The following is a 25,396-nucleotide window of genomic DNA, read 5'->3' as shown; positions in this document are numbered from 1 at the left end:
GGGCACCTCAGCTTGCGCGCCATCAGCACCACCGGCAGCACCGGCAGCAGCAGTACCGACGCCACGAGCACCACCAGTACCAGGGGACGGCGGGCCGCCACGGCCGGCGCCGCGCTGCTCGCCGCCCTGACGCTCACCGCGGCCGCCTGCGGGCCGGACGGCCCCGGCGCCCCGGCCACCCCGCCCGCGGCGCTGCCCAAGGCCGCGCCGACCAGCCTGGGTGACCTGAGCGGATGGAAGCTGGAGGACTGGGCCCGGTACGTCGCCGACAGCGGCTTCACCAACCAGCCGGCTCCGGGCTACTGGACGACCGCCCGGATGGAGGCCGCCAAGGCCCGCCCCACCCCCGAGTACTCACTGACCGCCACCGCACCGCCCGCCGTCCAGCGGGACGCCCCGCCCGCCGCCGTCCCGGCCCGGCCGCAGCCGCACCCGTACGGCCCGGACTCCGCCCTGGTCGGCAAGCTGCTGATGACCACGCCCCAGGGCGACGCGGTCTGCTCCGGCACGGTGGTCGCCGACCCGCTCAACCCGGGCCGGAGCAACCTGGTCTACACCGCCGCGCACTGCCTGCACGACGGCAGGGGCGGCGCCTGGGTGAAGAACCTGGTCTTCGTGCCCGCCTTCAACCGGGACGGCCGGGCGGCCCGCGGCAAGCCGTACGGCGACCAGCAGGCCGCCCCGTACGGCCGCTGGACGGCGGTGCGCGCGCTGGTGTCGCCGACCTGGCTCCAGGAGGGCGGCGTCGGCGCGCACGACCAGTACGACTACGGGATCGTCCGGGTGCGCGGCGAGTCCGACTCCGGGCCGTCCCTGGAGGAGGCGGTCGGCGGTTCGGTGCCGGTCTGGTTCAACGCCCCGCGCGAGCAGATCTCCTCGGTTGCCGCCTTCGGCTACCCGGTCGAGCGGCCCTTCGACGGCATGGAGCTGCAGCGCTGCGACTCCCCCGCGGCGCCGGGCCGGCTGCCCTTCGACCGGGCCCGGCCGCCGATGTACGTGATCGGCTGCACCATGACCGGTGGCGCGGGCGGCGGCGGCTGGTTCATCACCAAGGACGGCAAGCCCAACCTGGTCAGCGTCAGCTCGGTCGGCAACCGCGGTCCGGCCGGCTACCTGGCCGGGCCGTCCCTCCAGGACCAGGCGAAGCAGGCCTTCGACTACTTCGCCAAGACCGTGAGGTAACCCGCCAAGAACGTGAGGCAACCCGCCAGGACGTGCGGCAGCCCCCGGACGCGATCGTCCGGGGGCTGCTCGGCGGTGGTGGCTCAGCCCTGCAGGGCCACCGCGAAGTTCTCCAGCTCGGCGGCCAGCTCGGCCGGCACCTTGGCGTGCAGCAGCGTGCCGTCGGCGGTGTGCTCGGTGGCGAGCAGCTCGCCCTCCTTGTGCACCCGGGAGACCAGGGCGCCCTGGGTGTAGGGCACCAGGGCCCGCACCTCGACGGCGGGGCGCGGCAGCTCGTCGTCGATGAGCTTCAGCAGCTCCTCGATGCCGGCGCCGCTGCGGGCCGACACCACGATGGCGTGCGGCTCGCGCCGCAGCAGGCGCTGCAGCACGTGCGGGTCGGCGGCGTCCGCCTTGTTGATCACCACGATCTCCGGCACGTTCTGCGCGTCGACCGAGACGATGACCTCGCGGACGGCGGCCAGCTGGGTCTCCGGCTCGGGGTGCGAGCCGTCCACCACGTGCAGGATGAGGTCCGCGTCGGCGACCTCCTCCATGGTCGACCGGAAGGCCTCGACCAGGTGGTGCGGCAGGTGCCGGACGAAGCCGACGGTGTCGGCCAGGGTGTAGAGCCGCCCGCTCGGGGTCTGGGCCCGGCGCACGGTCGGGTCCAGGGTGGCGAACAGCGAGTTCTCCACCAGCACGCCCGCGCCGGTCAGCCGGTTGAGCAGGGAGGACTTGCCGGCGTTGGTGTACCCGGCGATGGCCACGGACGGCACCTGGTGGCGCTTGCGCTCCTGGCGCTTGGTGTCGCGGCCCTTCTTCATGTCGGCGATCTCCCTGCGGAGCTTCGCCATCTTCTCGCGGATCCGGCGCCGGTCGGTCTCGATCTTGGTCTCACCGGGACCACGGGTGGCCATGCCGCCGCCCGAGGAGCCGGAGCCACCGCCACCCATCTGCCGGGACAGCGACTGACCCCAGCCGCGCAGCCGCGGCAGCATGTACTGCATCTGCGCGAGCGAGACCTGCGCCTTGCCCTCCCGGGACTTGGCGTGCTGGGCGAAGATGTCCAGGATCAGGGCCGTCCGGTCGACGACCTTGACCTTGACCACGTCCTCCAGGTGGATCAGCTGGCCGGGGGTGAGCTCACCGTCGCAGACCACGGTGTCGGCGCCGGTGGAGGCGACGATGTCGCGCAGCTCCTGCGCCTTGCCGGAGCCGATGTAGGTGGCCGCGTCGGGCTTGTCCCGGCGCTGGATGACGCCGTCCAGGACCTCGGAGCCGGCCGTCTCGGCGAGCGCGGCGAGCTCGGCCATCGAGTTCTCCGCCTCCTCCAGGGTGCCGTCGGTCCAGACGCCGACGAGCACCACGCGCTCCAGACGGAGCTGGCGGTACTCGACCTCGGTGACGTCTTCGAGTTCGGTGGAGAGGCCGGCGACCCGGCGCAGGGCGGCGCGCTCGCTACGGTCGTACTGGTCGCCGTCGTAGTTGTGGCCGGGGTCCTCGTCGATGGCCGCGAGGTCCTCGTCCATGAGGGCTTCCGCTCGCAGACCGTCGAGGCGGCGCGGGGCGTCGGCGTGGTCGCGGGTGTCGAACGTGGAGGTCATTCTGTCCTTTGGTCGCTGGATGGCTTCGGCGAGGACCCCTGGATCTCACCCGGGCTCCTCTGCCCTGAGAACGCCGTGGACCGGCCGTGAATTCCCCATGATGGTCGCACGCCCGGCACGGGCCGGTCATCCCCATTTTCCCCGGAGTGCCGGGCCTCCTCACGGGGCCGGGCCCCTTCCCCGGACCGGGTCACCCCCTCGCCGGACCGGGTCGCCCCCTCTCGGGTCCGGCCCCCCTCCGGGGCGTGCGGCCGGCTCACGTCGTACACCCCGGAGACCCTGAGCATCGCCCGCATCAGGGCGGGCAGCGCCCCCGGCTCGGGCAGCTCCACGGTGTAGGTGTGCCGGACCCGCAGCTCCTGCGGCGGCTCGACCTCGGCGGACACGATGCCGACGCCCTGGGCGGAGATCGCCGCGGTGAGGTCGGCGAGCAGCCGGGGCCGGTTCAGCGCCTCGGCTCGCAGGGTCACCCGGTGCCCGGCCGCCGGGGCAGCCTCCGGCTGCCAGCGGACCTCCAGCTCGGCCCGGCCGTCCGCGCGCAGCCGCTGCCCGGCCGGGCAGGCGGTGCGGTGCACGGCCACCGCGCCGCCGCGGATCGGGTAGCCGGCCACCTCGTCCGGGGGGACGGGCGTGCAGCAGCGGGCCAGCCGCACCGGCGCCCCGGGCCGGCCGATCACCGCGACCGGGGCGGCCCGGCGCTCGCCCGCCCGGTGCGCGGGCGGGGCGGGCTGGCCGGCGGCCGGGCCGGTGCGCACCACCGGCAGCCGGGCCGGGTGGTCGGCCAGCCAGCGCTCGATGGCCAGCCGGGCGGCCGGGGTGCGGGCGTGCGCCAGCCACTCCGGCGAGGGGCCGGACGGCTGCGCCCCACCGCCGGCCGGGAGGCTCTCGGTGAGCACCGCGAGCACGTCCCCGTCCCGGAGCACGGTGGACAGCGCGGTGAGCCGGCCGTTGACCCGGGCGCCGATACATCGGTGGCCGGTCTCCTCGCCGAGCAGGTAGGCGGCGTCCACACAGCTGGCCCCGGCCCTCAGCTGAAGCGTTTCGCCGCTCTCCGTCACCACGGTGATCTCGCGGTCGCCGGCCAGGTCGGCGGTGAGCGCGGACCAGAAGGCGTCCGGGTCGGGGGTCTCCTGCTGCCACTCCAGCAGCCGGCTGAGCCACCCGGGCCGGGCCGGGTCGGTGCGGTCCAGTTCGTCGGTGTCCTGGGCCGGGCCGGCCGGGGACGGGTCGCCGAGCGCGACCACCCCGGTCTGGGCCACCTCGTGCATCCGCCGGGTCCGCACCAGCACCTCGACCACCGTGCCGCCGGCCAGCGCGACGGCGGTGTGCAGCGACTGGTAGAGGTTGAACTTGGGGGCGGCGACGAAGTCCTTGAACTCGCCGGGCAGCGGCGTCCAGCAGGTGTGCAGCTCGCCGAGCACCGCGTAGCAGTCGGCGTTCTCCTCGACCACCACCAGCAGCCGCCCGAAGTCGGCGGGCTGGGGCTCCTGCGGCCGGCCGTCCCGGCCCGGCGCCGCGGCCCGCTTGAGCAGCACCCGGTGCAGCGAGACGCAGTGCCGGGGCCGTACCGTCACCTCGGCGGCGACCCCGGCCTCGGCCAGCTGACGGGCCAGCTGCCGGGCGAAGGGCTCCAGCAGGGTGTCCGGCTCGGCCTCGTGACCTGCCATCAGGCCGCGGGTCCGGGCGTGCTCCTCGGGGTGCAGGGTGGCGAAGACGATGTCCTCCAGCTCCGCCTTGAGCACCTGGATGCCGAGCCGCTCGGCCAGCGGGATCAGCACGTCCCGGGTGACCTTGGCGATCCGCACCTGGCTGGCCGGCTTCATGTGCCGGATGGTGCGCATGTTGTGCAGCCGGTCGGCGAGCTTGATCACCATCACCCGGACGTCGTCCCCGGTGGCGACCAGCATCTTGCGGAAGGTCTCGGCCTCGGCGGCGGCGCCGAAGTCGACCTTCTCCAGCTTGGTCACCCCGTCGACCAGGTAGGCGACTTCGGGACCGAATCCGGCGCTCACCTGGTCCAGCGTCAACTCGGTGTCCTCGACGGTGTCGTGGAGCAGCGAGGCGACCAAGGTGGTCGTCCCGGCGCCGAGTTGGGCCAGGATCATGGTGACGGCCAGCGGGTGGGTGATGTACGGCTCACCGCTCTTGCGCTTCTGGCCGCGGTGGCTGGCCTCGGCCAGCCGGTACGCCCGGGCCAGCAGGGCGAGGTCCGCCTGCGGGTGGTGCTGCCGGTGCACCCGGACCAGCGGTTCCAGGGCGTCCGGCACCGGCGGCCGGCCGGTGGCCAGCAGGGCGGCCCGCCCGGCCCGGCCGAGGGCGGCCAGGCCGAACTCCCCGAGGGGCCTCCTGGCCCCGGCCTGCCGTGCGCTCGTCGGCTGCCCCGCGAGGGGGGACTGCCCGGCTTCGATGGTCATCGGCACCTCCGGCAACGTCGCCGGGTGCGGCCCCTCCCCGTGGGGTGACCCGGTGGTCCATGCTACCGAGCAGAGCACGTTCCGCGACGCCGTGATTCCCGTCCGCGACCGGTATCACCCGATCGGGGGGATTCGTCACCGTACGAAGTGGGCAAACCGGGCCGTCACTACCGGCCCAGCGACTCCCACCAGCGCGCGTCCAGCCGCCCCTCGGCCACGATCACCGCCGGCCCGGTCATCTCCACCCGGCCGTCCGGGTGCTCGGTGATCACCAGCCGGCCGCCCAGCACGTCCACGGTGTACGAGACCGCCGTACCGGTGACCGCCGGGTCCAGGCCGTCCCGGCGGATCGCCGCCACCGCGACGGCGCAGGCGCCGGTGCCGCAGGAGCGGGTCTCGCCCGAACCGCGCTCGTGCACCCGCATCGCGACGTGCCGCGGGCCGCGGTCCACCACGAACTCGACGTTGACGCCCTCCGGGTAGACGCCCTCGGGGCTGGTGAGCGGTGCACTGAAGAGGTCCCCGGCCTGGTCCAGGCTCGCCACGAACGCCACCGCGTGCGGGTTGCCCATGTTGACGTTCAGGGCCGGCCAGCGCCGCTCGCCGACGGCCACCTCGATGCCGTCCGGTCCGGGCAGCCGGGCCCGGCCCATGTCGATGGTGACGTCGCCGGAGGTCCCGTCCGCGGCGTCCTCGGCGACCTTCGCGGTGAGCACCCCGGAGCGGGTGGCGATCGCCAGCTCGCCGGGCTTCGCCAGGCCGGCCTCGACCAGGAAGCGGGCGAACACCCGCAGGCCGTTGCCGCACATCTCGGCGACGCTGCCGTCGGAGTTGCGGTAGTCCATGAACCACTCGGCCCGGTCGGCCTGGCTCGCGGCGGCCGGGTCGGCGGCCGCGCGCACCACGCGCAGCAGCCCGTCGCCGCCGATGCCGGCCCGCCGGTCGCACAGCGCGGCGACGGCCTCCGGGCCGATCTCCAGCACACCGTCCGGGTCGGGCACGATCACGAAGTCGTTCTGGGTGCCGTGCCCCTTGAAGAAGGGGAGACCGGCCCGCTGCTGAGGAGAGGATGCGCTCACCCCACCGATGGTACTGAGAGCCCCGCGGCCGGCTCGGCGCAGGCGGCGTCCTCAGCGCAGGTAGGCGACCCGCCACACCGCGAGCGCGCAGGCGACCAGCGCGATCAGGGTGTAGACCACGATGGCCTGCCAGCCGGCCCGCTGCCCGGAGCCCCGGCGCGGCAGCCCGGGCCACTTGTAGCCGGCGTGCCGGGCGGCCATCGCGCCCCAGCCGACCGAGGCGGCGGTGAACAGCAGCCCGAGCATCCCGACCATGGTGGCGCGCGCCCCGGCCGACCCGAAGGCGAGCGGGAAGGCGAACATCAGCGAACCGAGGGTGCCGAGCAGGGCGATCGGCAGGGTCTGCCACCAGCGGAGCCGGCGCCGCGGCCGGATCTCCCGCTCGTGCACCGCGGCGTCCGGCGGGGTGCGGGTGTCCAGCGCGGGCACCGCGGCCGCGTACGAGGTCGGTGCCTCCAGGCCGGTCAGCACGGGGAGGTCCCCCCGCGTGGACTCGTCGAACTCCTCGGCCGGCGCGGTGACGCTTCCGCCCTGGCCGGTTTCGGGGCCGGTACCCGTCGACACACGGCCTCCCCTGACAGTTCGACACGAGCGGACTCGCGGCCGGGCACGGCCGACCCGCACGGGCCGACCCTTATGGCATCGATGATGGCATGTCCAGAGGGGACGTTCGGGGCCTGACCGGGGTCCTCGGGTGATCCGTGGCCATCACGTGATCGGGCCGTGACCCCCGGTTCGTCCTGCACGGTCACCTGCGCGCGCAGGTGCACCGCCGAATTGGCCGGAACAGCACCTATGCGGCCGGAACTCCCTGACGGCCGATCAGTTCGAGGGAGCGTTCCAGCAGCTCGACGGGGTCGGTGCCGGCCGGCCGGGAGAGCCAGTGGATGCGGTCGTCCCGGCGGAACCAGGACTCCTGGCGGCGGGCGAAGCGCCTGGTGGCCCGGACGGTCTCCGCCCGCGCCTCGTCCTCGGTGCACTCGCCGGCGAAGTGGTCGAGCACCTGCTGGTAGCCGAGCGCCCGGGAGGCGGTCCGGCCCTCCCGCAGCCCGACCCGCTCCAGCTCCCGCACCTCGTCCAGCAGCCCGGCCTCCCACATCCGGTCGACCCGCAGCGCGATCCGCTCGTCCAGCTCGGGGCGCGGCACGGCGACGCCGATCTGCACCGCCTCGTACACCGCGGTGTTGCTCGGCAGGTTGGCGGTGAACGGCTGCCCGGTGATCTCGATGACCTCCAGGGCGCGAACGATCCGCCGCCCGTTGCCGATCAGGATCGCCTCGGCGGCCGCCGGGTCCAGCTCGGCCAGCCGCCGGTGCAGCGCGTACGGGCCGGCCTGCTCCAGTTCGGCCTCCAGCCGGGCGCGCACCTGCGGGTCGGTGCCGGGGAACTCCATCTCGTCGATCGCGGCCCGGACGTACAGCCCGGAGCCGCCGACCAGGACGGGGGTGCGGCCGGCCACGAGCAGCCGGTCGATCTCGGCCCGGGCCAGCCGCTGGTACTCGGCGACGCTGGCGGTCTCGGTGACGTCCCAGACGTCCATCAGGTGGTGCGGCACTCCCTCGCGCTCGGCCATGGTCAGCTTCGCGGTGCCGATGTCCATGCCCCGGTACAGCTGCATCGAGTCGGTGTTGATCACCTCGCCGCCGAGGCTGCGGGCGATGGCGACGGCCAGGTCGGACTTTCCGGCGGCGGTCGCGCCGACGATGCTGATCACACGGGAGCTGCTCACCGCTCCAGTCTCCCAAACCGCCGCCGCGACCGGGGCCGGGCTGCCGCCCGCCGTCGGCTGCGCGAGGATGTGACTGTTTCCCGGGCCGTCTCCGGCCGTTTCCACCCCCGGCCGGCTTTGCGAACTCTTTACCGGTCGGATGCGTTGTGCAGGAGACAGGGAACGAAGGAGATCGCCATGGGTCTGATGGACAACCTCAAGGGCAAGGCCGAGGAGCTCAAGGAGAAGGCCAGCGAGCTCGCCGGCAAGCACAGCGACCAGATCGAGCACATCGTCGACAAGGCCGGCGGCGCGATCGACAAGGCGACCAAGGGCAAGTACAGCGACAAGATCGAGCACGGCGCCGACAAGGCCAAGGACGCGGTGGGCGACTTCGCCCACAAGCCCAAGCCGGAGGGCGAGGGCGGCGACGGCCGGCCCCCGCAGTCCTGAGGCTCAGCGCCGTCCTGAGGCTCAGCGCAGTCCTGGAGCTCGGCCCCGGTCCAGAGGCTCAGCTCCGGTCCTGAGGCTCAGCTCCAGGACGCCACGAAGTACCCGACCCCGTACGGCGCGTCCTGGTAGCCCAGCCGCGCGGTGAGGCCGGCGCCCTCGGCGGCGCCGGCCAGCACCTGCCAGGGCGCCCGGCCCTCGGCCTTCAGCTCGGCGGCCAGGGCCGGGTCCAGGGCGGCCAGCGCGGGCAGGTCGGCCGAGCCGAGGGCGGCGGCCAGCGCGGCGTCGAAGCCCTCGGCCCGCTCGTCCAGGTAGCCGGGCGCCTTCAGCGTGCGGCAGGCGCTGCCGTCGCCGAGCACCAGCAGGGCGACCCGGTCGGCGAGGCCGGCCAGGCCCTGGCCGAGGCCGAGCATCCGGTCGGCGGGGGCGTCGGCGGGCACCGCGCAGGCGTGCGTCGGCAGGGTCACCCCGGCGCGTTCCAGCAGCCAGGCGCCGATGGTCAGCGAGGGCGCCAGTTCCGGGCCCTCGACCCGCCCGCCGGGCAGCTTGGCGACCAGCGGCACCCCGTAGCGGTGGAAGGAGCCGGCCCCGCCCTCGGTCCACACCTCGGCCTCCGGCCCGGCGCCGACCACCACGACCAGCTGCGGCCCGGCCGCGACCAACGCCGCCAGCGCCTCGTCGCACGCGGCGCGCAGCCCGTCCAGCTCGGGCGCGGCCCCGGCGGCGACCTCGGGGACGAGCAGCGGCGGACAGGGGCACACGGCGGCGGCTACCAGCATGCGGATCACTCTAGCCGGGAAGCCGAACGGCCCGGCCGGAGCTCGGGAGCTCCTGTTCGCGCGCTCGCCGCCGTCGGGGCACGCGGGTCAGTCGCCGCAGCAGGCACCGCCCGCCGGGGCGGCCAGCGGCAGCTGGGCCGGGGCGCCGATGCCCGGCAGGCCGAGCAGCACGCCGGCCGGCTTGTCGGCGGGCTTGGCCTGGCGCTTCTCCCAGGCGTCGCCGGCCCGGGTGCGGCGCACCGCGAGGGTGGGGCCCTCGGCCAGCAGGTGGTGCGGGGCGGCGTAGGTGATCTCGACGGTCACCACGTCGCCGGGGCGCACCGGCTCGTCGGGCTTGGTGAAGTGCACGAGCCGGTTGTCGGGGGCGCGGCCGGAGAGGCGCTGGGTCCTGTCGTCCTTCTTGCCCTCGCCCTCGGCGACCAGGATCTCCAGGGTGCGGCCGACCTGCTTCTTGTTCTCGTCCCAGGAGATCTCCTCCTGGAGGGCGATCAGCCGGTCGTAGCGGGCCTGGACGACCTCCTTGGGCACCTGGTCGGCCATCTCGGCGGCGGGGGTGCCGGGGCGCTTGGAGTACTGGAAGGTGAAGGCGTTGGTGAAGCGGGCCTCGCGGACGACGTGCATCGTCTCCTCGAAGTCCTCCTCGGTCTCGCCGGGGAAGCCCACGATGATGTCGGTGGAGATGGCCGCGTCCGGCATCGCCTCGCGGACCTTGCGGATGATCCCGAGGAACCGGTCCTGCCGGTAGGAGCGGCGCATCGCCTTGAGGACGCGGTCCGAGCCGGACTGCAGCGGCATGTGCAGCTGGTGCATCACGCTCGGGGTCTCGGCCATCGCGGCGATCACGTCGTCGGTGAAGTCGCGCGGGTGCGGCGAGGTGAAGCGGATCCGCTCCAGGCCCTCGATCAGGCCGGCCGCGCGCAGCAGCTTGGAGAAGGCCTCGCGGTCGCCCAGGTCCGAGCCGTAGGCGTTGACGTTCTGGCCGAGCAGGGTCACCTCGATGACGCCCTCGTCCACCAGCGCCTCGATCTCGGCGAGGACGTCGCCGGGGCGGCGGTCCTCCTCCTTGCCGCGCAGCGCGGGGACGATGCAGAAGGTGCAGGTGTTGTTGCAGCCGACCGAGATGGCGACCCAGGCCGCGTACGCGGACTCGCGGCGGGTGGGCAGCGTGGAGGGGAAGGTCTCCAGCGACTCCAGGATCTCGACCTGGGCCTTGCGCTCGACCGCGGCCCGCTCCAGCAGCGCCGGCAGGTGCCCGATGTTGTGGGTGCCGAACACCACGTCGACCCAGGGGGCGCGCTTGACGATCGACTCGCGGTCCTTCTGGGCCAGGCAGCCGCCGACGGCGATCTGCATGCCCTGGTGTCGGCCCTTGACCGGCGCGAGCTGCCCGAGGTTGCCGTACAGCTTGTTGTCGGCGTTCTCGCGCACCGCACAGGTGTTGAACACGACCAGGTCCGGGTCGCCGTCCGGCCCGGCCTTGACGTAACCCGCGTCCTCCAGCAGGCCGGACAGCCGCTCGGAGTCGTGGACGTTCATCTGACAGCCGTGCGTGACGACCTTGTAGCTCTTCAATCCGCTCTCACCGCTCACCAGACCAGGGTACGGGCAGCCGCGAGCCGCCCATTCCCGGATCTTCGTCAAGGCGGCCCCGGAGCCTTCCGCGCGCAGATGCTCGGCGCGACCCCTCCCGTTCGGGGGGAGCGCCTGGCAGTATCCCTGCATGACCCCCACCGATCCGTCACGTCTCGGCGCCGCCGTCCGCCGCGCGGCCCGCAGCCCGCTGTGGCGGACGGTGCTGGTGCTGGTGCTGCTGGTCGCCGGGCTGGGCGGCTGGTGGCTGTCGGCGGCCCGCTCGCCCGGGTACCCGCGCGGGGAGACCCGCTTCGCGACCGGCGTCCCGCGCGGGGTCTACGACCGGTACGGGCAGCTGCTGCAGAGCCACGTCTCGCAGACCATGCCGGGGGTGCGGCTGGCCCTGGACAGCTCCGAGGGCTCGGTGGACAACCTCACCCGGGTGATCAGCGGCCAGGACACCTTCGCCATCGCCACCGCCGACGCGGTCGCCGACTACCAGGGGCCGGGGAAGGGCAAGCTGCGGGCGATCGCCCGGCTGTACGACGACTACCTGCAGCTGGTCGTCCCGGCCGACTCCACGGTGCGCCGCGCCGCCGACCTCAAGGGCCTGCGGGTCGGCGTCGGCCTGCCGCAGTCCGGGGTGAACCTGGTGACCAGGCGGCTGCTGACCGCGGCCGGCCTGGACCCGGACCACGACATAACGCCGGTGCCGGGGGGCGTCAGCGACGGCTCCGACGAGCTGCGCGAGGGCAGGATCGACGCCTTCTTCTGGTCCGGCGGCCTGCCGACCAGCGCGCTCACCGACCTCTCCGACCACATGCGGATCCGGATCGTCCCGCTGGCCGACCTCTCCGAGGCGCTGCACAAGTCCGAGGGCGACGGCGTCGACGCCTACCGGGCGGCCACCATGCCCAAGGGCACCTACCCGAACGCCGAGCCCAAGGACGCCGTCGCCACCATGGCCGTGCCCAACCTGCTGGTCACCCGGGACGACGTGGACCCGGGGCTGATCGAGGGCATGACCCGAGCGGTGATCGACAGCCGGGACCAGATCGGCGCCCAGGTGCACGCCGCCCAGCTGGTCGACCTGCGCACCGCCGTCTACACCGACCCGCTCCCGCTGCACGAGGGCGCGGCGCGCTACTACCGCTCGGTGAAGCCCTAGCCGGCCGGACCGACTACGGCCGTTCCGGCCGCGGCACCGCCAGGGTCACCGCCAGCCCGGTCGGCTCGACCGGAGCGAAGCCGAGCGAGCCGCCGCCGGCCGTCAGCAGGGTGCGGGCGATGGACAGGCCCAGCCCGGAGCCGTCCACGTTCTGGTGCCGCGCGCTGCGCCAGAACCGGTCCCCGGCCCGGGACACCTCGTCCTCGGTGAGCCCGGGCCCGGCGTCGGTGACGGTCACCGCGACCTCGTCCCGGCGCACCGCGACCCGCAGCCGCACCTGGCTGCCGGCCGGGCCGAACTTGAGCGCGTTGTCCAGGACGGCGTCCAGCGCGGAGCCGAAGCCGATCGGGTCCGCCATGCCGATGGCCAGCGCCGGACCGTCCCAGCGCAGTTCGATGCCGCGCTGCTCGGCCACCGGCCGCCAGCCGTCCACCCGGGCGAGGGTCAGCTGGGCGAGGTCGGTCCGCTCGGGTTCGGGACGGGCGTGCTCGGCGGTGGCCAGGCCGAGCAGGTCGTCCAGCACCCGGGCCAGCCGGGTGCCCTCCTCCCGGACGCCGCTGACCTCCTCCTCGTGGCCCTCGGGCAGCTCCAGCCCGAGCACCTCGACCCGCAGCAGCAGCGCCGAGAGCGGGTTGCGCAGTTGGTGCGAGGCGTCCGCGACGAAGGCCTTCTGCTGGTCCATGGCGTGCACCACGTGGTCCGCCATCTCGTTGAACGACCTTGCCAGCCGCTGGAGTTCGGGCGGCCCGCCGCCGGGGGCGACCCGCGCGGCCATCTGCCCGGTGGCGATGTCGTGGGTGGCCCGGTCCAGGGTGCGCACCGGGCGCAGCACCCACTCGGTGAGCCGGACGGCCAGCAGCACGGCGACGGCCATCGCGGCCGCCTCGCCGCCGGCCAGCACCAGCCACTTGTGCAGCACCCGGGCCCGCAGCGCCCCGGTCGGGGACTCGCTGAGCACCACCGCGACCACGTCGCCGTCGCGCACCACCGGGGCGGCGACGGTGATCGTCCGGTCCTCGGTCCACGGCCAGACCTGCGGGGGGTTGTGGCTGCGCCGCCCGTCGAGCGCCTCCTGGAAGGCCTGGGCGCCCCAGCCGACGGCGGGCACCCGCCAGTCGTGCGGCGCGACCGCGATTGGCATGCCGTCGCGCTGGAAGATGCCCAGCCGCACGCCGTACAGGTCGTAGTAGCGCTGGACCTCGGCGTCGATCGCGTGCCGTCGGCTGAGGTCGCCGGGGGCGGGCTCCGGGTCGGCCTTGCGGGCGGAGTCCAGGGCGGCGGCGCCCGAGGTGGGCAGGTCCTGGGCGAAGCGGGCGGCATCGTCGAGCCGGTCGACCACCACCCGGCTCTGCTCGGCCGCCGCGAACGCCGCCGCGAGCGGCAGCCCCAGGGCGGCCAGGACACAGAGCATGAGGGCGATCAGGATGCCGAGCAGGCGGGTGCGCACGTGCGGTCAGTGCTCCGCGGGGGCGGACGGGGCCTGGTCGGCCGCGGTGGTGGACGGGGAGTCGGGTATCAGGCGGTAGCCGACGCCGCGCACGGCCTCGACCAGGCCCGGCAGCGCGAGCTTGTTGCGCAGCGAGCCGATGTGCACCTCCAGGGTGCGGCCGTTGCCCTCCCAGCCGCTGCGCCAGACCTCGCTGAAGATCTGCTCGCGGCGGTAGACCACGCCGGGGCTCTGGGCGAGCAGCGCCAGCAGGTCGAACTCCTTGCGGGTGAGCGGCACGTCACGGCCGTCCACGCTGACCCGGCGGCGCTCCCGGTCGATCCGGATGCCGCGGGACTCCAGCGGGCCGCGCTGCTGCGGTACGGAGTCGGGCGCGGGCGCCGCCGCCGAGGACGGCTGGGCGCCGCGGCGGGCGACCGCGTGGATGCGGGCGAGCAGCTCGCCCATGTCGTACGGCTTGGTGACGTAGTCGTCGGCGCCGAGGTTGAGGCCGTGGATCCGGGAGCGGATGTCGGCGCGGGCGGTCACCATGATGACCGGCACCCCGCTGCCGGCCCGGATCCGGCTGCAGACCTCGAAGCCGTCACGGTCGGGCAGCCCGAGGTCGAGCAGCACGACGCGGTACGGCTCGTTGCCGTCCGGCACCAGGGCGTCCAGCGCCTCGTGCCCGCTGCGGGCGTGCCGCACCTGGAAGCCGTGCCGGCCGAGCACCGCGACCAGCGCCGCGGCCACGCGTTCGTCGTCCTCGACGAGCAGCAGTCGCATCCTGTTCTCCTCCTTCCCCCACGTGATCACCGGGCCGTTCACGCGGGGCCCGGTCCTGCGCAGTATGGGCCAGCAGGCGTCCGGGCGCCAGGTTCGACCGCGTACCGGGCTTGTGGGGGACGGCCGGCGGCGGTGCGGATTCCCGCTGTGACATGCCCCGTCGACACACTCGCGAACAGTACGTACGGATCGCGTGGCCGTTTCGTGATCCTCAAGTTCCGCTCAGATCGGCTGACGGGGCACCGTCAGCGCTCCTATGGTCACCCCACCGGGGGCTGCGGCTCCGCCGGTCGTGGCTCCCGGATTCGTACCACCTTTGCCGCTCAAGGGAGTTGGAACTCCAGGGCAGGCAGGAACCAACTCAGTTCGACACAAAGGGAGCAAGGCGCGATGACCGAGAAGCCGGTCGAGGACTCCACCCCCGCAGCCGCCCCGCTGGTCGTGCTGAGCAAGGTCAACAAGCACTACGGCGCGCTGCACGTGCTGCAGGACATCGACCTGGAGATCAGCCAGGGCGAGGTGGTGGTGCTGATCGGCCCGTCCGGGTCGGGCAAGTCCACGCTCTGCCGCACGATCAACCGGCTGGAGACCGTCGACTCCGGAACGATCACCCTGTCCGGCCGCCCGCTGCCCGCCGAGGGCCGGGAGCTGGCACGGCTGCGCGCCGAGGTCGGCATGGTGTTCCAGTCCTTCAACCTGTTCGCGCACAAGACCGTGCTGGAGAACGTGGTCCTCGCCCAGGTCAAGGTGCGCAAGGTGGTCCGTTCGCACGCCGTGAAGACCGCCCGCGAACTGCTGGAGCGGGTCGGCGTCGGGGCGCAGGCGGACAAGTACCCGGCCCAGCTCTCCGGCGGCCAGCAGCAGCGCGTGGCGATCGCCCGGGCGCTGGCGATGAAGCCGAAGGTGATGCTCTTCGACGAGCCGACCTCGGCCCTCGACCCGGAGATGGTCAACGAGGTGCTGGAGGTCATGCGCCAACTGGCCGCCGACGGCATGACGATGGTCGTGGTCACCCACGAGATGGGCTTCGCCCGCTCCGCCGCCAACCGGGTGCTGTTCATGGCCGACGGGAAGATCGTCGAGCAGAACACCCCGGACGCCTTCTTCACCGCGCCGCGCTCCGACCGCGCCAAGGACTTCCTCTCGAAGATCCTGCACCACTGACCCTTCGAGACCACGCGGGGCCGCAGCCGGCGACGACGCCGGCCGGCCCTGCCCGTGCACGACTTCCAGACGCCAGAGCCCGGTTGACGCCGCGGCCCAGCCCCAGGAGAACACCCTCATGAGGACTTCCCGCACCCTCGCCGTGGCGCTCTGTGCCGTCGCGCTCACCGCCACCGCCGCCTGCGGCAAGGACGGCACGCCCGCCTCCTCCGCGAACTCGGCGAGCGCCGGCGGCGCCCCGGCGCTGCCGGCCTACACGGTCAAGACCGACGTCAAGGTCGACTCCCCGATCATCGCCGAGGCCAAGAAGCGCGGCCAGCTGATCATCGGCGCCAAGGCCGACCAGCCGAACCTCGGCTGGGAGGACGTCGCCAGCGGCGACCGCAGCGGCTTCGACATCGAGATCGCCAAGATGGTCGCCGCCGACCTCGGCTTCACCCCGCAGCAGATCAAGTGGCAGACCCTGGTCTCCTCGCAGCGCGAGCCGGCCATCGCCAAGGGCCAGATCGACTTCTACGTCGGCACCTACAGCATCAACGACGAGCGCAAGAAGACGGTCTCCTTCGCCGGCCCGTACTACATCGCCGGCCAGGACTTCCTGGTGAAGAGCGACAACACCTCGATCACCGGCCCGGAGAGCATCGGCGGCAAGAACGTCTGCACCGCCACCGGCTCGACCTCGATCCAGAACATCAAGCAGTACAACCCGAAGATCACCCAGTTCGACACCTACTCGGCCTGCGTCGAGAAGCTGATGTCGGGCGAGGTCGACGCGGTCACCACCGACGACGCGATCCTCAAGGGCTACGCCTCCAAGTACTCGCCCAAGCTCCGGGTGGTCGGCAAGCCGTTCACCAAGGAGAACTACGGCGTCGGCCTCAACAAGGACGACAAGGCGCTGCGCGACGCGATCAGCGACTCCCTCAAGGCCCACGAGGACAACGGCGACTGGAAGAAGGCCTACGACGCGACCCTGGGCGCGTCCGGCTCGGCCGCCCCGGCGATCCCGACCCTCGACCGCTACTGATCCGGCCGCCGTACCCGATCACCTACGCCGACCATCTGTTCTGACCATCTGTTCTGACCATCTGTGAGAGGAGGGCCGCCGGATGGGGTTCCTGTTCGAGCAGGACAACTTCGCGTTGTTCCGCGACGGCTTCCTGCAGACGATCGAGCTGAGCGCGCTCAGCGCCCTGCTCGCCCTGCTGCTGGGCACCCTGCTGGCGGCCTTCCGGGTCTCCCCGGTGCCGGTCCTGCGCGCCTTCGGCACCACCTGGGTGACGCTGTTCCGCAACACCCCGCTGACCCTGCTGTTCTTCGCCGTCACCTTCGGCCTGCCGCCGCTCGGCGTGCACTTCAGCCACCTCGGCTTCGCGGTGCTGGCGCTCGGCGGGTACACCGCCTCGTTCGTCTGCGAGGTGATCCGCTCCGGCATCAACACCGTGCCGCTCGGCCAGGTGGAGGCGGCCCGCAGCCTCGGCATGAACTTCTTCCAGACCCTCACCCTGGTCGTCCTGCCGCAGGCCACCCGCACCGTGCTGGCCCCGATGAGCAGCGTGTTCATCGCACTGCCGAGGAACTCGGCGATCGCCGGCGCGTTCAGCGTCGGCGAGCTGTACAGCGCCCAGCAGACCTTCTCCGAGCGCGGCTACTCGATCTTCTCGATCTTCTTCTGGGTGGCCTGCGCCTACCTGCTGATCAGCGCGACGGTCGCCTCGTTCTTCCGCGTCCTGGAATCCCGACTGGCGGTGGCCCGATGAGCGAGCGAAGCGAGCACATCATCAAGAGGTGCGTACGGGCGAATGCCCCCGCGGAGCGCGGCGAGGTGGACGCATGAGTCTGTTCCAGCGCCAGGCCTCGGCCAGTGTCCTCTACGACACCCCCGGCCCCCGGGCCCGCACCCGCTACCGCGTCTTCGGCGTCCTCTCGCTGATCGGCATCGCGGGCCTGCTCTGGTACGTCGTCTCCGCGCTCGCCGACAACGGCCAGTTCGACGCCGACCTGTGGGACCCGTTCCAGTACACCTTCGTCCAACAGATGATCGTGGACGGCCTGCTGGCCACCCTGAAGGCCTTCGGCCTGGCGGCGGCCTTCTCGCTCACCCTGGGCGCACTGCTGGCCGCCGGACAGCTGTCCGACCACCGGCCGGTCCGCTGGGTCTGCACCTCGGTCGTCCAGTTCTTCCGGGCGATGCCGCTGCTGATCCTGATCGTCGGGCTCTACTACGCGTTCTTCGCCAAGAACCCGATGTGGGCGCTGGTGCTCGGCCTCACCCTCTACAACGGCGCCGTCCAGGCCGAGATCATCCGCAGCGGCGTCAACGCGGTGCCGCGCGGCCAGGGTGAGGCGGCGTACGCCCTCGGGATGCGCAAGACCCAGGTGATGTCCGGCATCCTGGTCCCGCAGGCCGTCCGCTCGATGCTGCCGTCGATGATCGGCCAGCTGGTCGTCACCCTCAAGGACACCTCGCTGGGCTTCATCATCACCTACAACGAGCTGCTGTTCATGGGCAAGAAGATCGCCAGCCAGCCGATGAACGCCGCGGGCTTCCCCTACATCCCCGTGGTCCTGGTGATCGCGCCGATCTACATCGCCCTGTGCCTCCTGCTGACCGCGCTCGCGCGGTGGATCGAGGCACGCGGCCGTCGCGGCGCGAACCGGCGCACTTCACCTGCTGCTTGACGGACACCCAGGCGAACTGTTGCATTGCTCTTCGTGACACCTCCCGGGAGCATCCACGCGGCATATGCGGCAGCGGTAACCGACGCCGGCCCATGGGCCGGTTCGGGCCCGGAGGTTCCCGCATGGATCCGGTGATCGTGGTCGGGGCCGGACCGGTCGGTCTGGCCCTGGCCCTCGCGCTGGCCCGGCACGAGGTGCCGACCGTCGTCCTGGACGAGGGCTCCGGGCTCTGCCCGGAGGGCCCCCGCAGCGTCGTCCTCGGCCCCGACTCCACCGCCTTCCTGACCCGGATCGGCTACTCCCGCGCCGTCTCCGACTCGGCGCTGTGGGACTCCTTCGCCGTCTGGCGGCGCCGCCAGGAGGTGCTGCGGATCGACCTCACCGACTCCCCCGCCTTCCACCTCCCCCAGCACCGCCTCCAGCGCGGCCTGCGGGACGCCCTGACCGGCACCCCGCTGGTCCGGCTGGTCCCGCTGAACCGGGTCGTCGAGCTCGAACAGGACCGCGACGGGGTCAGCGTCCGCACCCACGGCACCCAGGACGGCTCCGCCACCTGGTGGCGCGGCAGCCACCTGGTCGGCTGCGACGGCGCCCGGTCCACCGTCCGCAAACTGCTGAAGATCCGCTTCCCCGGCCGCCCCGCCGTCGACCGAAACGCCATCGCCACCGTCCGGGTGGACCTGCCCTTCGACGGCGCCCGGCTGCACCGCGAACCCCCCTGGCGCGGCGACCGCGAAGCCTCCGCCCGTCCGCTGCCGGACGGCGTCTGGCGGCTCGACTGGCGCCTGCCCCCCGGCCGGCCCACCCCCACCGAACAGGTCGACCCGCACGCCACCTGGCCCGGCATCGTCACCGGCGACACCCTGCTCACCCGGGTCACCGCCACGCTCACCGGCTGGTGCGGCGAACTCCCCCGCTACGAACTGCTCGCCGCCGCCGACCACACCGCCCAGCAGCGCCTCGCCGCCCGCTTCCGCAGCGGCCGCTGCTTCCTGGCCGGCGATGCCGCCCACCTGCACGGCGCACTCGGCATGCAGAACCTCGCCGACGGCCTGCGCGACGCCGACAACCTCGCCTGGCGGCTCTCCCTCGCCTGGCACCTCCACTCCGGCGGCCCCCAGCCCGGCGGCTCGCTGCTGGACGGCTACGAGGCCGAGCGGCGCGGCGCGGTCGGCGCCCGGCTGCGCGCCGTCGACCAGTCCATGCCGCTGCTGCGCCCGCTGCGCGGCTGGCAGCAGACCCGCCGCTCGCTGCTGGTCGGCGGCTTCCGCAAGCACGCCCCGCTGCTCGCCGACGGCCAGCTGGGCACCGGCCGCTTCGGCGGCGCGCCCGCCTACCCGGCGGCACCCTCCGGCGTCCCCGGCCGGGTGCCGGTCCAGCGCGGCGCCCGCGGCGCCACCTCGCTCAGCGAACTGCTGCCCGCCACCGCCCCCGGCGTGCTCGTCCCGGACCTGCCGGTGCTCACCGCCGACGGCACCCCGGACCACCTGCACGCCCGGCTCGGCGCCACCTTCCTGCTGCTGCTGGTCGCCCCCGGCACCGCCGTGTGGTCCGCCGAGCACTGGCTGAGCGCCGGACTCATGCCCCGGCTCGGCGAGGTCGCCGCCGCCCTGCCGGTACCGGCCGAGGTGCTGGTCACCGAGGAGTACCCGGGTGCCGGACCGCACACCGTGCTGCTGATCCGGCCGGACGGGCACCTGGTCGGCGTCACCCAGGGCGCCGCCGCCGAGGACCTCCTGGTCCTCGCCGACCGCGCCCGCGGCGGCCCCACCCCGATCACCGGCCCGCCCGAGCCCGAACCCGAGGCGGCCCCGGAACCCGAACCCCAGCAGGTGGACTCGGCCAGCCAGGCCTAGCCCGCCACCGCGGTGGCCCGGCTCTCCCGGACCACCGTCACCCGGATCTGGCCCGGGTAGGTCAGCTCCGCCGAGACCTGCCGGGCCACCTCGCGGGCGATCAGCTCCGCCCCGAGGTCGTCCACCGTGTCCGGCCGCACCATCACCCGCACCTCGCGCCCGGCCTGCATCGCGTACACCTCGGCGACCCCGGTGTGCGCGCGGGCGATCTCCTCCAGCCGCGCCAGCCGCCGCACGTACAGCTCCAGCGACTCCTTGCGCGCGCCCGGCCGCCCGCCCGAGCAGGCGTCCGCGGCCTGGGTCAGCACGGCCGTCACCGTACGGGGCTCCACCTCGCCGTGGTGCGCGGCGATCGCGTGCACCACCTCGGGGGACTCCCCGTGCCGTCGGGCGAAGTCCGCGCCGACCGCCGCGTGGCTGCCCTCGGCCTCGTGGGTGAGCGCCTTGCCGATGTCGTGAAGCAGCGCCGCCCGGCGCACCGGCTCCGGGTCCACCCCGAGCTCGGCGGCCATCATCCCGGCCAGGTGCGCGGACTCCAGCAGGTGCCCGAGCACGTTCTGCCCGTACGAGGCGCGGTAGCGCAAGGAGCCCAGGGTGCGGACCAGTTCGGGGTGCATCCCGCCGATCCGGGCGTCCAGCAGGGCGTCCTCGCCGGCCCGTACGCAGCGCTGCTCGACCTCCACCCGGCTGCGCCCGTGGACGTGCTCGATCCGGCTCGGCTGGATCCGGCCGTCCTCGACCAGCTGCTCCAGGGTGAGCCGGGCGGCCTCCCGGCGGACCGGGTCGAAGCAGGAGAGCTGCACCGAGGCGGGGGTGTCGTCGACGATCAGGTTGACGCCGGTGACGGCCTCGAAGGCGCGGATGTTGCGACCCTCCCGACCGATGATCCGGCCCTTCATCTCCTCGCCCGGCAGCCGGAAGACGGTGACGGCGGTCTCCGCGGTCTGCTCCGAGGCCAGCCGCTGGATCGCCCCGGCCAGGATCTCCCGGGCCCGGCGCTCGCCCTCCTCCTTGGCCCCGCGCTCGATCTCCCGGACCGTGACGGCCGCCTCCCGACGGGCCGACTCCTCGGCCTCGCTCAGGAGTTGGGCGTGCGCCTGCTCGGCGGAGAGCCCGGCGGCGCGCTCCAGCGCCGCCGCCCGACGGACCGCCAACGCCTCGACCTCGCCCCGGGAGCGCGCCAACTCGGCCGATCGTTCTGCCAGTTCGTCCTCCTGTCGGCGCAGCCTGCGCAGCTCCTCGGCCAGGATCTCCTCGCGCCGGGCGAGTTCGGCCCGCTGCCGATCGGCCTGCTCCTCGGCCCATCGGCGGGCCTGCTCGGCCTCGGCCAGGGCCTGCCGCTGCGCGGTCCGCAGCCGCCGGACCGCCAGGACGGCGAGCACCGCGAGCACCGACAGGACGGCGACGGCCGACCCGAGGATCGGCAGCAGGGCGCCACCCGGACCGGTACCCGCCGAGATCCCCATGCGCCCCACTCCCAGTCCTTGCGCTGGGCGCCGTCCGGAAGCGGCCCCGCACTGAGTGCGAGGCTAGGTGGGGGTCACGAAAGGGTCAAGACTCGGCCTGGTTCAGACCAAGAAACACGCCGTACCGCCCCTCCCTCCCCTACTCCCACGCGGTTCCCGACGGTTCTCCGGTCGCCTCCTCATCCAGCGCGCCGCGCACCACCCGGAAGGCGAGACCCTCGGAGTAGCCGCGCCGGGCCAGCATGCCGACCAGCCGCCGGGTCCGGACCTGCGGATCCAGCCCCCGGGTGGACCGCAGCTTGCGCTCGACCAGCGCCCGGGCCGCATCCGTCTCATCGTCGTGATCGACCTGCATCAGGGCCTGCTCGACCAGCTCGGCGGCCACGCCCTTGGTCCGCAGCTCCTGCGCCAGCGCCCGCCGGGACAAGCCCCGAACAGCGTGCCGGGACTCCACCCAGGCCGCGGCGAAGGCCGCGTCGTCGATCAGCCCGACCTCTTCCAGTCGGCTGAGCACCCCCTCGGCGATGTCCTCCGGGATCTCCCGCTTGCGCAGGGCGTCGCCGAGCTGCTGACGGCTCTTGGCGGCGCCGGTGAGCAGCCGCAGGCAGATGTCCCGGGCACGGCTCTCCGGATCCACGTCCTCCTCGGCCCGCTTCCGCGTTCCGGCGGCCGCCTCACCCGGCAGTCCCTCGCCGGAACGCCCACCCCGACGGCTGCGGCGCGGACGGTCGGGCTGGGCGGCCGCACCCCCGTGCCCGGCCGCCCCGGACCCACCCGGATCCCAGCCCTCGGCCTCCGGCTCCCCGCCCACCAACGCCGAACGGCGCCGACGGCGCCCGGTGGGCAGCTCGGAGGCCGGGACCAGCCCCAGCGCCTCGATCGAGGCCCCCGCCACCTGCTCCCCCGCAGGCCCCGGCCCCGCCTCGGGCTCCTCCGCTACCGCGGCGAACCAGTCCGGCGGCCCGTAGTCGTCGTCCTCTGGGCCCGCCGGGCCGCCACCCACCATCTCGTACCGCATCAGCGACTCAGGCCTTGGCGGCCGCCGCCGTCTTCTTCGCCGCGGCCGTCTTGGCGGCGGTCGCGGCGATCGGCTTGGCGGCGCCGTCGGCACCAGCGGCCTCCGGCTCGCCCTCGGCCGGCTCCTCGACCTTGGGGCCGATGCCGAGCTTGCCCTTGATCTTCCGCTCGATCTCGTCGGCGAGCTGCGGGTTGTCCCGCAGGAAGTTACGGGCGTTCTCCTTGCCCTGGCCGAGCTGATCGCCCTCGTAGGTGTACCAGGCGCCGGACTTGCGGATGAAGCCGTGCTCGACGCCCATGTCGATCAGGCCGCCCTCGCGGCTGATGCCGATGCCGTAGAGGATGTCGAACTCGGCCTGCTTGAACGGCGCGGCGACCTTGTTCTTGACGACCTTGACGCGGGTGCGGTTGCCGACCGCCTCGGTGCCGTCCTTCAGGGTCTCGATCCGGCGGATGTCCAGGCGCACCGAGGCGTAGAACTTCAGCGCCCGGCCACCGGTCGTGGTCTCCGGCGAACCGAACATCACACCGATCTTCTCGCGCAGCTGGTTGATGAAGACCGCGGTGGTGTTCGACTGGTTCAGCGCACCGGCGATCTTGCGCAGCGCCTGGCTCATCAGACGGGCCTGCAGACCGACGTGCGAGTCGCCCATCTCACCCTCGATCTCGGCGCGCGGGACGAGGGCCGCGACCGAGTCGATGATCACCAGGTCGACCGCGCCGGAGCGGATCAGCATGTCGGTGATCTCCAGGGCCTGCTCACCGGTGTCCGGCTGGCTGACTAGCAGGGCGTCGGTGTCCACGCCGAGCTTCTTGGCGTACTCGGGGTCGAGCGCGTGCTCCGCGTCGACGAAGGCGACCGTGCCGCCGGCCCGCTGGGCGTTGGCGGCCAAGTGCAGGGTCAGGGTGGTCTTACCCGAGGACTCGGGACCGTAGATCTCGACCACTCGGCCACGCGGGATGCCGCCTACCCCGAGGGCGACGTCCAGGGCCGTCGACCCGGTGGAGATCACCTCGATCGGCTCGTTCGCCTTCTCGCCGAGGCGCATCACCGAGCCCTTGCCGAACTGTCGCTCGATCTGGGCGAGCGCGGCCTCGAGGGCCTTCTCCTTGTCCGTACCTGCCATGGCTTTTTCCCTCGGGTTCTGTGCTGTGCGCTTCATCGTCCTCGACGCTAGCGCGTCCCACTGACAAACGAGCCCCACCCGGCTCGCCCTGTGGAAAACTCCACGCCGGAGAGTACAAAAGAACATCTGTTCGATTCAAGCCTCGCAGGTCCCGAACACGCCGCGGGGCGGGTGGCGGGGGTCACTCCCCCACCACCCGCCCCGCCGACCGTCACTCCCCGTCGCCGCCGACCATCCGGCGCAGCCGCCGCGCCGCCTCCCGGCGCAGCTCCCGGCGGGCCCGCCGCTGCTCGCCCCGGTCGATCCGCGGGTCGGTGGCCACCTCGTACCGCCGCACGTACGTCCCGACGAAGCCCTGCAGCGTCGCCGCCGCCGGGATCGCGATCAGCGCGCCCACGGCCCCCAGCAGCGCCGCGCCCGCGATCACCGCGCCGAAGGCCACCGCCGGGTGCACGTCGACCGTCCTGGCGGTGATCCTCGGGTGCAGCACGTAGTTCTCGACCTGCTGGTAGACCACCGTGAAGATCAGCACCCACAACGCGTCCACCGGCTGCACGGTGAGCGCCACCAGCACCGGCAGCGCACCCGCCAGGTACGTCCCGATGGTCGGCACGAACTGCGACATGACGCCGACCCAGATCGCCAGCGCGGCCGAGTACGGCAGGTCGATCAGCGCGAACATCACCCAGTGCCCGGCCGCCGACACCACCGCCAGCACCGCCCGGGAGTACAGGTAACCGCCGGTCTTGGCCAGCGCGATCTCCCAGGCCCGCAGCACCTCGGCCTGCTTGGCGGGCGGCAGCAGCGAACACACCGTCCGGCGCACCCGCGGGCCCTCGGCGGTGAAGTAGAAGGTGAACAGCCCGACCGTGAAGGCCTGGAACAGCCCCCCGATCAGCGTGGACGACACGCCCCACACGTTGTCCGCGGCCTGCTGGGCGTAGCCCTCGAGCGTCCCGGAGTCCTTCAGCAGCCGCTTCTGCAGCTCACCCAGCGAAAGGTCCTGATGGAAGGTCCGGTTGACCCAGCCGATCAGATTGTCGACCAGGTGCGGCAGATCCCCGGCGATCTTCGCCACCTGATCCACCAACAGCGTGCCGAGCGCCGCCAGGAACCCCACCACCGCGACCCCGACCGCGACGAACACCAGGAAGGTGCCCACCCCCCGGCGCACCCCGCGCGCCGCCATCCGGTCCACCGCCGGCTCCAGCGCCAGCGAGAGGAAGAAGGCCACCAGCAGCATCACGAACAGATCGATCAACTGCCGGAAGGCCCAGTCCGCGAGCTGGAACACCCCCACCAACACCAGGAACAGCACCATCGCCCGGGGCAACCAGGGCGGCATCCCGCCCCACAACACCCCGCCACCCGTCCGCTCCCGCCCCACGACCCGCACCGCCTCGTCCGGGCCCTTCCGCTCTCCGCTCGTAGTCACCCGGACAGTCTGTCCCACCACCCCCCGCGGCAGACGCTCAGCGCAACTGCCCGGAGACCCCCTGGGTCTCGCAGACCACCCGCCAGACGTCCTTGGCCTCCCAACCCGCCTCCAACGCCTGGCGCACCGTCCGCCCACCCAGCTCACTCATCACATGGTCGGACGCGAAGGACTCCGCATACACCTCCCCGAAGTGCGCGTACATCCGTCGCCAGAACTCCGTCAGCCTCATACCCCCAGTATCCCGGACCCCCACACCACCACCCCGCTCCCGATCCCCACCCCACACCACCCACCCAGCGGGCGCGCAGGGCGAAAGCCCGCGCGCCCACAACACCCCCAAACCCCCCACCCGCACCCACCCCCCCCGCACCCGCACCCCTCCCCCCACCTCCCCCACCCACCCCCTCCTCACCAGGCGAGAGGGACGCGCTGCGGAAGGGGGCGGCGCAGGGGGTGGCTGCGGAGAGGGGCGTGACGGGTGATTTTCAGACTGCCA

Annotated in this window: 22 protein-coding genes; 8 read left to right on the top strand and 14 right to left on the bottom strand. The window is 73.3% G+C overall.

Translation table 11 applies throughout. The annotated features are described in order from the left end of the window. Window positions 1–12 precede the first annotated feature (12 nt). On the top strand, window positions 13–1,182 hold the full coding sequence (locus tag ACZ3YL_RS31155; RefSeq protein WP_465660559.1) for a trypsin-like serine peptidase: 1,170 nt from the start codon (window positions 13–15) through the stop codon (window positions 1,180–1,182). Between the two features lie 83 nt (window positions 1,183–1,265). Here ACZ3YL_RS31155 and hflX read toward each other — a convergent pair whose 3' ends face one another. The 5 genes from hflX to miaA all read right to left on the bottom strand — a co-directional run bounded on the left by hflX (window position 1,266) and on the right by miaA (window position 7,990). Beyond that, window positions 1,266–2,768, bottom strand: coding sequence for a GTPase HflX (gene hflX / locus ACZ3YL_RS31150; RefSeq protein ID WP_188304056.1), 1,503 nt, complete (start codon window positions 2,766–2,768; stop codon window positions 1,266–1,268). Continuing rightward, window positions 2,765–5,182, bottom strand: a complete 2,418-nt coding sequence (locus ACZ3YL_RS31145; protein ID WP_465660558.1) for a RelA/SpoT family protein — start codon at window positions 5,180–5,182, stop codon at window positions 2,765–2,767. Before ACZ3YL_RS31145 ends, hflX begins: the two co-directional genes overlap by 4 nt. 167 nt (window positions 5,183–5,349) lie before the next feature. After that, window positions 5,350–6,261: a diaminopimelate epimerase gene (gene dapF, locus ACZ3YL_RS31140; protein ID WP_465660557.1), complete on the bottom strand. Its 912-nt coding sequence runs from the start codon at window positions 6,259–6,261 to the stop codon at window positions 5,350–5,352. A 51-nt stretch (window positions 6,262–6,312) separates the two neighbouring features. Then, window positions 6,313–6,825 (bottom strand): hypothetical protein, encoded by a 513-nt coding sequence (locus ACZ3YL_RS31135; RefSeq protein WP_317621283.1) that lies wholly within the window; start codon window positions 6,823–6,825, stop codon window positions 6,313–6,315. A gap of 229 nt (window positions 6,826–7,054) precedes the next feature. Then, window positions 7,055–7,990 carry a tRNA (adenosine(37)-N6)-dimethylallyltransferase MiaA gene (gene miaA, locus ACZ3YL_RS31130; protein ID WP_465660556.1) on the bottom strand — a complete coding sequence of 312 codons (936 nt, stop codon included), beginning with the start codon at window positions 7,988–7,990 and terminating at the stop codon, window positions 7,055–7,057. Window positions 7,991–8,167: 177 nt separating this feature from the next. On the opposite strand from miaA, the gene ACZ3YL_RS31125 reads away from it, so the two are divergent. Beyond that, on the top strand, window positions 8,168–8,422 hold the full coding sequence (locus tag ACZ3YL_RS31125) for an antitoxin (RefSeq protein WP_465660555.1): 255 nt from the start codon (window positions 8,168–8,170) through the stop codon (window positions 8,420–8,422). A 77-nt stretch (window positions 8,423–8,499) separates the two neighbouring features. Here ACZ3YL_RS31125 and ACZ3YL_RS31120 read toward each other — a convergent pair whose 3' ends face one another. Further along, window positions 8,500–9,198, bottom strand: coding sequence for a class III extradiol dioxygenase subunit B-like domain-containing protein (locus ACZ3YL_RS31120; RefSeq protein ID WP_465660554.1), 699 nt, complete (start codon window positions 9,196–9,198; stop codon window positions 8,500–8,502). A gap of 87 nt (window positions 9,199–9,285) precedes the next feature. Further along, the gene (gene miaB / locus ACZ3YL_RS31115) at window positions 9,286–10,788 is read right to left on the bottom strand and encodes a tRNA (N6-isopentenyl adenosine(37)-C2)-methylthiotransferase MiaB (protein ID WP_317621161.1); all 1,503 of its coding nucleotides are present in this window, start codon (window positions 10,786–10,788) and stop codon (window positions 9,286–9,288) included. A 130-nt stretch (window positions 10,789–10,918) separates the two neighbouring features. Here miaB and ACZ3YL_RS31110 point away from each other — a divergent pair, with 130 nt between their 5' ends. Further along, the gene (locus ACZ3YL_RS31110) at window positions 10,919–11,938 is read left to right on the top strand and encodes a TAXI family TRAP transporter solute-binding subunit (RefSeq protein WP_188305919.1); all 1,020 of its coding nucleotides are present in this window, start codon (window positions 10,919–10,921) and stop codon (window positions 11,936–11,938) included. A gap of 13 nt (window positions 11,939–11,951) precedes the next feature. Here ACZ3YL_RS31110 and ACZ3YL_RS31105 read toward each other — a convergent pair whose 3' ends face one another. Further along, window positions 11,952–13,385, bottom strand: coding sequence for a sensor histidine kinase (locus ACZ3YL_RS31105; protein WP_188305920.1), 1,434 nt, complete (start codon window positions 13,383–13,385; stop codon window positions 11,952–11,954). A 6-nt stretch (window positions 13,386–13,391) separates the two neighbouring features. Further along, entirely contained in the window at window positions 13,392–14,150 is a 759-nt protein-coding gene (locus tag ACZ3YL_RS31100; RefSeq protein ID WP_188305921.1) for a response regulator transcription factor, read from the bottom strand. A 390-nt stretch (window positions 14,151–14,540) separates the two neighbouring features. On the opposite strand from ACZ3YL_RS31100, the gene ACZ3YL_RS31095 reads away from it, so the two are divergent. The 5 genes from ACZ3YL_RS31095 to ACZ3YL_RS31075 all read left to right on the top strand — a co-directional run bounded on the left by ACZ3YL_RS31095 (window position 14,541) and on the right by ACZ3YL_RS31075 (window position 19,852). Continuing rightward, on the top strand, window positions 14,541–15,314 hold the full coding sequence (locus tag ACZ3YL_RS31095; protein WP_188305922.1) for an amino acid ABC transporter ATP-binding protein: 774 nt from the start codon (window positions 14,541–14,543) through the stop codon (window positions 15,312–15,314). A gap of 118 nt (window positions 15,315–15,432) precedes the next feature. Next, the gene (locus ACZ3YL_RS31090) at window positions 15,433–16,341 is read left to right on the top strand and encodes a glutamate ABC transporter substrate-binding protein (RefSeq protein ID WP_188305923.1); all 909 of its coding nucleotides are present in this window, start codon (window positions 15,433–15,435) and stop codon (window positions 16,339–16,341) included. Window positions 16,342–16,423: 82 nt separating this feature from the next. Continuing rightward, the gene (locus tag ACZ3YL_RS31085; protein ID WP_465660553.1) at window positions 16,424–17,074 is read left to right on the top strand and encodes an amino acid ABC transporter permease; all 651 of its coding nucleotides are present in this window, start codon (window positions 16,424–16,426) and stop codon (window positions 17,072–17,074) included. Between the two features lie 73 nt (window positions 17,075–17,147). Further along, window positions 17,148–17,996, top strand: a complete 849-nt coding sequence (locus tag ACZ3YL_RS31080; protein ID WP_188305925.1) for an amino acid ABC transporter permease — start codon at window positions 17,148–17,150, stop codon at window positions 17,994–17,996. A 122-nt stretch (window positions 17,997–18,118) separates the two neighbouring features. Further along, complete coding sequence (locus ACZ3YL_RS31075; protein ID WP_465660552.1) at window positions 18,119–19,852, top strand: FAD-dependent monooxygenase; 1,734 nt, start codon at window positions 18,119–18,121, stop codon at window positions 19,850–19,852. Here ACZ3YL_RS31075 and rny read toward each other — a convergent pair. From rny to ACZ3YL_RS31050, 5 genes are all read right to left on the bottom strand, one after another. Then, window positions 19,849–21,318, bottom strand: coding sequence for a ribonuclease Y (gene rny / locus ACZ3YL_RS31070; RefSeq protein ID WP_465660551.1), 1,470 nt, complete (start codon window positions 21,316–21,318; stop codon window positions 19,849–19,851). The two genes, ACZ3YL_RS31075 and rny, sit on opposite strands and share 4 nt — an antisense overlap. Before the next feature lie 139 nt (window positions 21,319–21,457). Next, window positions 21,458–22,336, bottom strand: coding sequence for a regulatory protein RecX (locus tag ACZ3YL_RS31065; RefSeq protein ID WP_465660550.1), 879 nt, complete (start codon window positions 22,334–22,336; stop codon window positions 21,458–21,460). A gap of 7 nt (window positions 22,337–22,343) precedes the next feature. Further along, window positions 22,344–23,462 carry a recombinase RecA gene (gene recA, locus ACZ3YL_RS31060; protein WP_188307098.1) on the bottom strand — a complete coding sequence of 373 codons (1,119 nt, stop codon included), beginning with the start codon at window positions 23,460–23,462 and terminating at the stop codon, window positions 22,344–22,346. A 211-nt stretch (window positions 23,463–23,673) separates the two neighbouring features. Continuing rightward, window positions 23,674–24,897 (bottom strand): AI-2E family transporter, encoded by a 1,224-nt coding sequence (locus tag ACZ3YL_RS31055; protein ID WP_411293034.1) that lies wholly within the window; start codon window positions 24,895–24,897, stop codon window positions 23,674–23,676. A gap of 37 nt (window positions 24,898–24,934) precedes the next feature. After that, window positions 24,935–25,129 carry a DUF3046 domain-containing protein gene (locus ACZ3YL_RS31050; RefSeq protein WP_188307099.1) on the bottom strand — a complete coding sequence of 65 codons (195 nt, stop codon included), beginning with the start codon at window positions 25,127–25,129 and terminating at the stop codon, window positions 24,935–24,937. Window positions 25,130–25,396: the final 267 nt, after the last annotated feature.

This window comes from Kitasatospora sp. NPDC023176, from assembly GCF_055560495.1.
This window is presented reverse-complemented; position numbering and strand designations above follow the sequence as displayed.

Bases quoted from the DNA above. Each gene is read 5' to 3' on its own strand.
- hflX (WP_188304056.1), bottom strand. From the start codon at position 2,768: ATGACCTCCACGTTCGACACCCGCGACCACGCCGACGCCCCGCGCCGC.
- ACZ3YL_RS31145 (WP_465660558.1), bottom strand. From the start codon at position 5,182: ATGACCATCGAAGCCGGGCAGTCCCCCCTCGCGGGGCAGCCGACGAGC.
- ACZ3YL_RS31125 (WP_465660555.1), top strand. From the start codon at position 8,168: ATGGGTCTGATGGACAACCTCAAGGGCAAGGCCGAGGAGCTCAAGGAG.
- ACZ3YL_RS31120 (WP_465660554.1), bottom strand. From the start codon at position 9,198: ATGCTGGTAGCCGCCGCCGTGTGCCCCTGTCCGCCGCTGCTCGTCCCC.
- ACZ3YL_RS31110 (WP_188305919.1), top strand. From the start codon at position 10,919: ATGACCCCCACCGATCCGTCACGTCTCGGCGCCGCCGTCCGCCGCGCG.
- ACZ3YL_RS31100 (WP_188305921.1), bottom strand. From the start codon at position 14,150: ATGCGACTGCTGCTCGTCGAGGACGACGAACGCGTGGCCGCGGCGCTG.
- ACZ3YL_RS31095 (WP_188305922.1), top strand. From the start codon at position 14,541: ATGACCGAGAAGCCGGTCGAGGACTCCACCCCCGCAGCCGCCCCGCTG.
- ACZ3YL_RS31090 (WP_188305923.1), top strand. From the start codon at position 15,433: ATGAGGACTTCCCGCACCCTCGCCGTGGCGCTCTGTGCCGTCGCGCTC.
- ACZ3YL_RS31085 (WP_465660553.1), top strand. From the start codon at position 16,424: ATGGGGTTCCTGTTCGAGCAGGACAACTTCGCGTTGTTCCGCGACGGC.
- ACZ3YL_RS31080 (WP_188305925.1), top strand. From the start codon at position 17,148: ATGAGTCTGTTCCAGCGCCAGGCCTCGGCCAGTGTCCTCTACGACACC.
- ACZ3YL_RS31075 (WP_465660552.1), top strand. From the start codon at position 18,119: ATGGATCCGGTGATCGTGGTCGGGGCCGGACCGGTCGGTCTGGCCCTG.
- rny (WP_465660551.1), bottom strand. From the start codon at position 21,318: ATGGGGATCTCGGCGGGTACCGGTCCGGGTGGCGCCCTGCTGCCGATC.
- ACZ3YL_RS31065 (WP_465660550.1), bottom strand. From the start codon at position 22,336: ATGCGGTACGAGATGGTGGGTGGCGGCCCGGCGGGCCCAGAGGACGAC.
- recA (WP_188307098.1), bottom strand. From the start codon at position 23,462: ATGGCAGGTACGGACAAGGAGAAGGCCCTCGAGGCCGCGCTCGCCCAG.
- ACZ3YL_RS31050 (WP_188307099.1), bottom strand. From the start codon at position 25,129: ATGAGGCTGACGGAGTTCTGGCGACGGATGTACGCGCACTTCGGGGAG.